This window comes from Microvirga sp. P4_A5 (assembly GCF_056402495.1).
Genome location: NZ_JBFUHH010000149.1, coordinates 1 through 7,169 on the forward strand (window position 1 = coordinate 1; position 7,169 = coordinate 7,169).

At 65.4% G+C, this 7,169-nt stretch carries 7 protein-coding genes; 4 read left to right on the forward strand and 3 right to left on the reverse strand.

Going from position 1 to position 7,169, the window contains the following annotated elements; all coding sequences use genetic code 11:
* Positions 1-17 precede the first annotated feature (17 nt).
* Positions 18-251 (reverse strand): hypothetical protein, encoded by a 234-nt coding sequence (locus AC1DVM_RS22005; protein WP_477258078.1) that lies wholly within the window; start codon positions 249-251, stop codon positions 18-20.
* A 259-nt stretch (positions 252-510) separates the two neighbouring features.
* On the opposite strand from AC1DVM_RS22005, the gene AC1DVM_RS22010 reads away from it, so the two are divergent.
* Positions 511-1,107 (forward strand): calcium-binding protein, encoded by a 597-nt coding sequence (locus AC1DVM_RS22010; protein ID WP_477258080.1) that lies wholly within the window; start codon positions 511-513, stop codon positions 1,105-1,107.
* A gap of 595 nt (positions 1,108-1,702) precedes the next feature.
* On the opposite strand, the gene AC1DVM_RS22015 is transcribed toward AC1DVM_RS22010, so the two are convergent.
* Positions 1,703-2,158, reverse strand: a complete 456-nt coding sequence (locus tag AC1DVM_RS22015) for a DUF6163 family protein (RefSeq protein ID WP_477258082.1) — start codon at positions 2,156-2,158, stop codon at positions 1,703-1,705.
* Complete coding sequence (locus AC1DVM_RS22020; RefSeq protein WP_477258084.1) at positions 2,158-3,201, reverse strand: enoyl-CoA hydratase/isomerase family protein; 1,044 nt, start codon at positions 3,199-3,201, stop codon at positions 2,158-2,160. Before AC1DVM_RS22020 ends, AC1DVM_RS22015 begins: the two co-directional genes overlap by 1 nt.
* Before the next feature lie 184 nt (positions 3,202-3,385).
* Between AC1DVM_RS22020 and hemB the strand changes: the two genes are divergently transcribed.
* The 3 genes from hemB to AC1DVM_RS22035 are packed head-to-tail and all read left to right on the forward strand — an operon-like array spanning position 3,386 to position 7,073.
* Positions 3,386-4,429 (forward strand): porphobilinogen synthase, encoded by a 1,044-nt coding sequence (gene hemB / locus AC1DVM_RS22025; RefSeq protein ID WP_477258086.1) that lies wholly within the window; start codon positions 3,386-3,388, stop codon positions 4,427-4,429.
* 17 nt (positions 4,430-4,446) lie between these two features.
* Positions 4,447-5,802 (forward strand): branched-chain amino acid ABC transporter permease, encoded by a 1,356-nt coding sequence (locus tag AC1DVM_RS22030; protein WP_477258088.1) that lies wholly within the window; start codon positions 4,447-4,449, stop codon positions 5,800-5,802.
* A gap of 29 nt (positions 5,803-5,831) precedes the next feature.
* Positions 5,832-7,073 carry a threonine ammonia-lyase gene (locus tag AC1DVM_RS22035; protein WP_477258090.1) on the forward strand — a complete coding sequence of 414 codons (1,242 nt, stop codon included), beginning with the start codon at positions 5,832-5,834 and terminating at the stop codon, positions 7,071-7,073.
* The last annotated feature ends 96 nt before the right edge of the window (positions 7,074-7,169 follow it).

The following is a 7,169-nucleotide window of genomic DNA, read 5'->3' on the forward strand; positions in this document are numbered from 1 at the left end:
CTCCCAGGGACTGTGCCTCAATCGTTGTCTTCGGACGGCCCCGAGGTCTCGCGGGGATAATGGCCCATCGGCTTGTTGCTTTGCGGCGGGATGATGTGGGTGACGCGGCCGCGCTTCTGCGGCGGAGCCGCCGATGGCGGCCTGCCCTGCACCGGCCGGGTCTCGGGCGGCGGCGGATTGGCGGCGTTGCCGATCCCGTTCAAAACGGCCCCAAGGGGAAAATACTGGGCCTCGGCTGGAAACGCCGACACGGCCAGCAGCGGCGGTCGCCGCTATTACAAATTTCGTCATCGAAAAACCTCCGGATCGCAGAGCAAGTCCGCACAGTTGATATGTTATAATGATAACGCATGAGTGCGAGCGACGCAACGTCATCCTGCTCGCCTTAGCCGGTCCTTACCCACGAAGGGCAACAGTCGCCGGTCAACCGACCTCATAGGCTCTCATCAGTGTGCGTTAGTCGGTTGAACAGGGGATGGCGCGAATGCGAACCATCCGAGGGAGACGGTCATGGCGACGAAAAGAGGCACATTGAATGCGGACATTCTCAACGGAACGTCGTCCCGGGACAGCCTTCTGGGATTCGGGGGCAACGACACCCTCAACGGTCTCGGCGGACGCGATAACCTCGATGGCGGCAACGGCAACGACAAGCTCTTCGGCGGCGGCGGCGCGGACGTTCTGCGGGGAGGCGCGGGCAACGACATCTTGAAGGGCGGAAGCGGCGACGACTTTCTCAACGGCAACGCGGGGAAGGACATTCTCACCGGTGGTGCGGGCGTCGACACCTTCATCTTCAAGCATGCGCGCGAAACCCGTCCCGGCAAGACCGCCGACGTCATTACCGATTTCTCCACCAGCGACTTCATCGATATCCGGAACATCGATGCGGATAAGGGCGTCGCGGGAAATCAGGATTTCAAGTTTCTCGGCGATAGCGCATTCACCGGCAAGGCGGGCGAACTGAACTACAAGTACGTCGGCTCCGGCGCGAATGCGAGAACGATCATCTCCGGCGACCAGAACGGCGACGGCGCCGCCGACTTCCAGATCGTTCTCCACAAACATATCGCCTTATCGGCCAACAACATCTTCGGCGACCTGTAGCGCGACAATCGCTCGCGGAGGTGCGGCGGCAGGCGGCGAAAGGTCGCTGCCACTGCTCGCATCAGGCAGGAGGGATGAAGCCAGAGACCCTCGAGGGGTGAGGTTAAAGTGATCTCACCCCTCCCGCGCGGCCCGCCACGCCACCACCAGATAAAACCGCCACCAGCGCCAGGAACGGCGTCATCGTCACCACGCCGCTCGACACGTTTCCGAAGATTATCGGCTTCCGCGGTTCCGGTGATGGAAACGGTATCGTCGGACGACAACCGCAACATCCCAAGCGCCGCCTGCTGAGCGGCTGAAAAACTCAGTTGCTTGTCCGAAACGTCAATCACATCGACGCCCCTGGAACGGAGTGCGAGAATATCCGAGGCTGTGAGGCTGCTCACTTTCGCGCCCGTGTCGACGGAGGCGAGCGCAAGTCCCGACTTCGCCAGCACGGTCGCCGAGTCGACGGTCAGCGTCAGCCTATCCTCGGCGGTGTCGAGAATGTCCACTTTCTTCGCGAGAAGCTTAGCTAAATCAGCCGCCGACATGGCCGAGATGGCAGCTGCGGAGGTATGAGGTGCCCATGCCTCAACGGTGTGTCGAGCCCTCACCCCTCCCGCGCGGCCAGCCACGCCACGGCCAGATACACCGCCACCAGCGTCAGGAAAGCCGCCATCGTCACCACGCCGCTCGATACGATTCCGGGGAAGAAGGCTGCGAGGATGAGGTGGCTGAGGACTGCCAGCAGCCACATGATGCCGCCCCAGGTCGAGGCCATCCACAGGCCGACCGCGGCGATGAGGTCGATGAGGGCGAAATAGACGATGGTGGATTGGTAGCCGGTCGAACGGCTCTCGAAATGGCCGATGGGGGTCCAGATGCCGAGGATGATGGCCCAGGCGCTCAGGCCCTTCATGATCCAGAGAACCGAGAGCACCCGCATGAACCAGGTCATGACGAAGGTCCAGCGCCGCCTGCCGCCTCCGGCGCGTTCCTCGATGCGGTCCGAGGGCGCCCGCATGGCGGCTTCCCGGATGGCGTGATGGTTGCCGTTGCGCGTCATCACGCGATCTCCAGTTCGTCGGGGCCGAGATCGGCGAAGTAGCGCTCGATCGCCGCCTTGTCGACGGCTCCGAGCTCCGCCGGCTGCCATTGCGGGGTGCCGTCCTTGTCGATCAGCACGGCGCGAACCCCCTCGAAGAAATCCCGGCCTTCGAAGATCCGGGAGACAATGCGGAACTCGGTCTTCATCGCCTCGGCGAAGCTCAAAGCCCCGCCGCGCCGCATCTGTTCGAAGGTAATCGACAGGCTGGTGGGGGATTTGGTCGCGATGGCCCGGTGCATCCGCCGCGCCGGCTCGGAATCGTCCATCGCGAGGCAATCGAGGATCGCCGCGACGCTCTCCGCCTGAAAGCACCGGTCGATCAGCGCCGCCTCGCGGGCGAGCGGGGCCTCGCCGGGACCGACGGCGCGCGCAGCAAGCGCCTGGTCCACCGGCGCGCCGGCCGCCAGTTCAGCGAGCAGGGCATCGAAATCCGAGCCGTCCACCGCATGGGTTGCGAGCCCCAAAAACATGGCGTCGGGGCGTTTGATGCGCTCGCCCGTGAGCGCGATATAGCGGCCCATCTGTCCCGGCAATCGGGGCAGCGCGTAAGTCGCGCCCACATCGGGGAAGAAACCGATTCCGACCTCCGGCATGGCGAAGAGGTAGCGTTCGCCCGCCACCCGATAGGGACCGTGCAGGGAAATTCCGACGCCGCCGCCCATCACGATCCCGTCGATGAGCGAGATGTAGGGCTTCGGATAGGTCTTGATGAGCGCGTTGAGCTGGTATTCCTCGCGCCAGAAGACGAGCGCCTCGCGCGCCTGTCCGGCCAAGCCGAGCTCGGTCAGGCGGCGGATGTCCCCGCCGGCGCAGAAAGCCTTGTCGCCGGCGCCGCGCACGACGATGCGGGTGATCGCTGGATCGACCCGCCATGCATCGAGGGCCCGGCGCATCTCGCGCACCATTCCCAGCGACAGGGCATTGAGGGCGCGGGGCCGGTTCAGCGTGATGAGACCCGCCTCGCCGCGTGTCTCGCAGAGGATTTCGGATTCGGCTTCCATCGGGCTCCTCCCTTACGGTCTAAGGGCTTAGGACGCTCCGGGAGCCAAGGTCAATCGGCAGTCCGGCGCCCCTGACGGGGAATAAAAACAATCCCTGCGACGCCGGGGCCTTTTTTAGAGTAATTTAAATGTGCTAAGCGATTAAGCAGGCCGGCGAAGCAATCCGGCGTCGGATCAAAGGCTCATGTCGAAGCTGTCCCCGTTTCCCCGCCCGGCCGTTCAGGAAGCTGCCTCCGCGTCCCTCTCCCTGACCAAGCGTCCGCGCCGGAACCGCAAGGCGGATTGGTCGCGACGTCTGGTGCGCGAAAATACCCTCACGGTGGACGACCTGATCTGGCCGCTCTTTCTCGCCGAGGGCACGAGCGGCCGGCAGGCGGTGGGCTCCATGCCCGGCGTCGAACGGCTGACCATCGCGGAGGCCGTTCGCGAGGCCGAGCGCGCGGCGTCCCTTCGCATCCCGGCGATCGCCCTTTTTCCCAACACGGATCCCTCGTTGCGCGACGAACGCGGCAGCGAGGCGCTGAACACCCGCAATCTGGTTTGCCGGGCCGTGCGCGAGATCAAGCGGGCCGTGCCTGAAATCGGCATCATCACCGATGTGGCGCTGGACCCCTATACCAGCCACGGCCATGACGGCGTGATGGATGGCGACCGCGTCCTCAACGACGAATCCGTCAGCGTGCTCGTCGGCCAGGCGCTGCTGCAGGCCGAAGCCGGCGCCGACATCATCGCCCCCTCCGACATGATGGACGGCCGCGTCGGCGCCATCCGCGCAGCGCTCGACGCCTCGGGCTTCCACGACGTGCAGATCATGGCCTATGCGGCCAAATACGCATCCGCCTTCTACGGCCCGTTCCGGGACGCGGTCGGCACCAGCGCGACGCTCGTCGGCGACAAGCGCACCTACCAGATGGATCCCGGCAACTCGGACGAGGCCCTGCGGGAAGTGGCGCTGGATCTCGAACAGGGCGCCGACATGGTGATGGTGAAGCCAGGCCTGCCTTATCTCGACATCGTCCGGCGCGTGAAGGACACCTTCGCGGTTCCGACCTTCGCCTACCAGGTCTCCGGCGAATACGCGATGATCGAAGCCGCCGCCCGCAATGGCTGGATCGACGGCGACAGGGTGATGATGGAAAGCCTGCTGGCGTTCAAGCGCGCGGGGGCTGACGGCATCCTCACCTATTTTGCGCCCCGGGTCGCCGAAAAGCTGAAGGCCCTCGGCTAGACGGCGTCCAGGTTTTCGTGCGCGGCCCGCTTTCAGCGAATATCCGGCGCGCCGCGATCCTGTTTTGCACCGGACTTCTGTTGGCGGGATGCGCGTCGTCCCTCGACGCGCAGCAGGCGCGCATCTGCCGCTCCGCCCTCCCCGCTTTAAATCCCGGCGCGCATGTGAATGTGGTGAGGGTGGAGGCCGGCCCCGCGCCGCGCAGCCTGCGGATCGACTACGATGTGGACGTCCCCGGACGTCCCGTGCTGAACCGGTTCGCGATCTGCCGTTTCGCAGCCGAAGGGCTGTCGCCCAACAAGGCCGAGTTGATTGAAATCGCCACCGAGCAGGGTCCCCTCTCGGGAGCGAGCCTCTACCTTCTCAAACGCTACTATCTCGAAAGCCCGGAGGGGGTCGCGGGCGATCCCGGCTCTCCGCCCGCCCTGAAAGCCGTCGAAATCCCGTCGGACGCGGCCTACCTTGCCCAGCAACTTCTCGCAGGATTGCCGCGAACCGCCATCTACGGCCTGCTGGCGGTCGCCTATTCGCTGGTCTTCGGGCTCACCGGACGCATCAACCTCGCCTTCGGCGAGATCGCCGCCATCGGTTCCGCCGCCACCATCGCCGCCGCCTCGATCCTGCTGGGCCTCGGATCGAGCGCGCCCGTCACGGGTCTCGCGGCGGGCCTCGTCGCCGCCATGTTCGCCGGCGCGATCTACAACGCGGTCGGGGGCTATTTCGTCATCGGCCGGATCCGGACGCGGAGCAACCAGCCGAGCCTGATTGCGACCGTCGGCCTGTCCCTGCTCCTGATGGAATATCTGCGCCTCGTGCAAAGTCCGGTGACGGTGTGGCTGCCGCCGGTCTGGTCCGCCCAATGGCCCATTGCCCGGGCTGGCAGCTTCGTGGTGACGCTGACGTTGCTGTCGCTCGTGACCTCCGGAATCGGGCTCGCGGCCGCGGTTTTCCTGGTCTGGCTGATGCGCGACAGCACGTTCGGACGATACTGGCGGGCCTTCGCGGACGACGCGCGGGCCGCCGCGCTCTTCGGCGTCGACGGATCGAGGCTGCTGATCCAGACCCTCGCGCTCGCCGGAGCGATGGCGGGCTTGTCGGGGATGCTGATCGTCGCGCAATACGGCGGGCTCGGCTTCGCGGGCGGGTTCCAGTTCGGGCTGAAGGCGCTGATCGCGGCCATCATCGGCGGCATCGGCTCCATCCCCGGGGCGTTGCTGGGCGGGCTCTTCGTCGGCTTGTTCGAAACCCTGTGGTCTGCCTATCTACCCATCGAGGCGCGCGACATGGCGCTTTATGCGACACTCATCGTGTTCCTGATCCTTCGTCCCGGCGGATTGCTGGGATTACGGGATCCAACACCGCGATCCGTCTGACGGACGCCAGAACAAGAGCGGAGGCCGCCTTGGCAGATTACGCCATCACCATCGACGACATCCGGCGTGCCGCGGGCACCATCAAGGGCCAAGTCCTGCGCACCCCGCTGGTACCCTCCCCGCGCCTGTCCCAGCTCACCGGCGCGAGCGTATTCGTGAAGCACGAGAACATGCAGCCGACCGGCTCCTTCAAGGAGCGGGGCGCCGTCACCAAGCTCGAAAGCCTCAACGCGGATGAGCGACGGCGCGGCGTCATCGCCATGTCGGCGGGCAACCACGCGCAGGCGGTCGCCTACCATGCGCGACGCCTCGGCATCCCCGCCACCATCGTGATGCCGGAAAGCGCGCCTTTGGTGAAAGCGGAAAACACCCGCTCCTACGGCGCGAAGGTCATCCTGTTCGGCGAGACCCTCTACGAATCGGCGGACCGCGCGCGCCAGATCGCGGCGGACGAACAGCTCGTCTTCGTCCATCCCTACGACGATCCGAAAGTCATGGCGGGCCAGGGCACCATCGCCATCGAGATGCTCGACGACATGCCGGATCTCGACCAGCTCGTGGTGCCGATCGGCGGCGGCGGCCTCATTTCGGGCATCGCCATCGCGGCGAAGGCGATCAAGCCCGGCATCGAGATCATCGGCGTGGAGGCAGCGCTCTACCCGTCGTTCCAGAATRCCATCCGGCACGAGGACCGCCCCATCGGCGGCGCGACACTCGCAGAGGGCATCGCCGTCAAGGCCGTCGGTCAACTGCCCCTGCCGATCGTTCGCGACCTCGTGTCGGAGATCATCCTCGTCGAAGAGCCGCTGATCGAACGGGCGGTGAACGCCTATGCGACCTTCCAGCGGACGATGGCGGAAGGCGCAGGCGCCGCGGGTCTCGCCGCCATGCTGGCCCGGCCGGAGCGCTTCAAGGGCAAACGCGTGGGGCTGGTGCTCTGCGGCGGCAACATCGACGCGCGCATCCTCGCCTCGGTGATGGTGCGGGAGCTGGAGCGGGACGACCGCATCACCTCCTTCCGCATCACCTCCAACGACAAGCCCGGGCTGCTCGGCCGCGTGGCGACCCGGCTGGGAGCGCTAGGCGCCAACATTCTGGAGGTTTCCCACGGCCGATTGTTCCTCGACGTGCCCGCCAAAGGCGTTTCCATCGACATCACTATCGAAACTCGCGACAGAGAACATACATTGGAGGTGTTCCGGGCCCTCGCGGCTGACGGACTGGCCCCGCAACGGATCGACTCGCGCTGCTTGTCGGAAACCGCCTACTGAAGCATTTTCGAGCGAAGTCGATACCGGTTCGCGTCAAGAAAATGCGCAAATGAAAAAGTGATGGAGAAGACCATGGCCAACGGGCCTATCGTGCAA

What these genes read in the sequence shown, in the direction of transcription:
- AC1DVM_RS22010 (WP_477258080.1), top strand. Translation starts at nt 511, where the DNA reads ATGGCGACGAAAAGAGGCACATTGAATGCGGACATTCTCAACGGAACG.
- AC1DVM_RS22015 (WP_477258082.1), bottom strand. Translation starts at nt 2,158, where the DNA reads ATGACGCGCAACGGCAACCATCACGCCATCCGGGAAGCCGCCATGCGG.
- AC1DVM_RS22020 (WP_477258084.1), bottom strand. Translation starts at nt 3,201, where the DNA reads ATGGAAGCCGAATCCGAAATCCTCTGCGAGACACGCGGCGAGGCGGGT.
- hemB (WP_477258086.1), top strand. Translation starts at nt 3,386, where the DNA reads ATGTCGAAGCTGTCCCCGTTTCCCCGCCCGGCCGTTCAGGAAGCTGCC.